This window comes from Emticicia sp. (assembly GCF_049241225.1).
In the GTDB taxonomy this organism is placed as follows: domain Bacteria; phylum Bacteroidota; class Bacteroidia; order Cytophagales; family Spirosomataceae; genus Emticicia.
In genome coordinates, this window is sequence record NZ_JBMLRC010000121.1 from 1 (window position 1) to 1836 (window position 1836).

Sequence of the window (1836 nt, forward strand, 5' to 3'; positions counted from 1 at the left end):
ATTATTTCAAAAATAAGATGAAAAACAAGCCAATATCTGCAACACAAAAGACTGGCTATCAAGTAGTTGATGATAAGCTACGAGCGGCTAATTCATATTTAAAAACAATAGATATGGATAAATTGCATGAAACTGTGCGACAAGCTCAAAAAGAGAAATAATTTCTTGAATTAACTTACTCTAAAGTCTCATACCTACCCGATAGGTATGAGACTTTAATTATACTACGACCATGGATTTCGGAAAACTCAAAGATATTTCAGATGTAGATTTTACACTTCCGCCAGATAATCCATTAACTGCCCAGACCCTTGCGGCAGTATCTCCGAAAGTTTTTCAGCCCAATTTATATTTTGGTCCACCGATTTGGGCAAATAAAAGCTGGGCAGGCAAGATTTACCCATCAAATGCCAAGGACAAAGATTTTTTACATTACTATACTCGTCAGTTTAACACCATCGAACTGAATGTAACGCATTACCAAATTCCGACCGAAGAAACGATTATTCGTTGGAAAGAATCGGCCGCTGATGGTTTTAAGTTTTGCCCGAAATTTCCGCAAGTAATTAGTCATGACCGTCAACTGATTGGTTGTGAATTTCTTACCGAACAATTCTGCACAGCAGTTTTGGGCTTAGAAGAGCATTTGGGAATGACTTTTTTGCAACTTTCACCGATGTTCGACCCACGAAGGCTGAAAAGTTTAGAAAATTACCTAAAATCTTTACCGCCAAATTTTCCTGTTTCAGTTGAGTTTCGTCATTCTGATTGGTTTAAAGATGCCAAAGTTTGGGCAAATACCTGTGCAATGCTCACCGAAATGAAAGTTGGAACGGTGATTTCGGATGTAGCTGGCCGAAGAGATGTACTTCACGCCACACTTACTACGCCAAACCTTACACTTCGGTTTGTAGGCAATGAGCTTCACCCAACCGATTACACTCGTATCAATGCGTGGTGTGAGCGTATAAAAACGTGGCTCGATATGGGTTTAGAAAGTGCTTATATTTTTGTGCATTGTGGCGAAAATGAATTTGCTCCCGAACTCACAAAATATTGGATAAATAAGATTAATGCGAAAACAGGCCTAAAACTGCAAGAACCTAAAGTAATTCCACAGGTTGTACAGGGCAGCCTGTTCTGAAAAAAATGTTGCTTTATATTGAACAAGTCCATAAATTGCACTTTATTCAGATGATGTATCCACTTAACAACAAAGATTTTTTTCCTGACAAATTTAGCGAACAAAATAAGCCCGACGTTTCGTTGGGTTTTATTTTTTAGCACGGTTTTAAAAGATTGATAAGATTGGCAGCATTAAAATTGGTCGTCTTAATTTTATGAAAATTAGTTTTAGAAGAATAAGACAAAAAATACATTCATTCAATAATTTACTCATTCAAAATTGATTATAATGCAAGCGATATTAGTTTACTGTGGAGCAAATCCTGGAACAAAACCTATTTATAAAGAAACTGCCGAGAAACTGGGCAAAGTTTTAGCCGAAAACAACATTCGTCTTATCTACGGCGGCGGAAGCGTTGGATTGATGGGAATTGTGGCCGACTCGGTTTTAGCAAATAACGGACAAGTAACGGGTATTATTCCACACTTTTTAGACCGTATGGAAGTTGGACATAAAAGCCTACCCGAAATGCACAAGGTAGAAACCATGCACGAACGTAAGGCTTTGATGGAAAAGCTCTGTGATGGCATTATTACATTGCCTGGAGGTTATGGTAGCATGGACGAACTTTTCGAGATTTTATCATGGTCTCAGTTGGGACTTCACCAAAAGCCAGTGGGTTTGCTTAATGTCAATGGTTTTTATGACCA

General features: G+C 38.0%; 3 protein-coding genes. All 3 read left to right on the forward strand.

Going from position 1 to position 1836, the window contains the following annotated elements:
- Positions 1–232 precede the first annotated feature (232 nt).
- Entirely contained in the window at positions 233–1144 is a 912-nt protein-coding gene (locus ACOVO2_RS07465; protein ID WP_421769370.1) for a DUF72 domain-containing protein, read from the forward strand.
- A 5-nt stretch (positions 1145–1149) separates the two neighbouring features.
- Positions 1150–1284: a hypothetical protein gene (locus ACOVO2_RS07470; RefSeq protein WP_421769371.1), complete on the forward strand. Its 135-nt coding sequence runs from the start codon at positions 1150–1152 to the stop codon at positions 1282–1284.
- Between the two features lie 130 nt (positions 1285–1414).
- The coding region (locus ACOVO2_RS07475) for a TIGR00730 family Rossman fold protein (protein ID WP_421769372.1) at positions 1415–1836 on the forward strand (422 nt) is incomplete at its 3' end.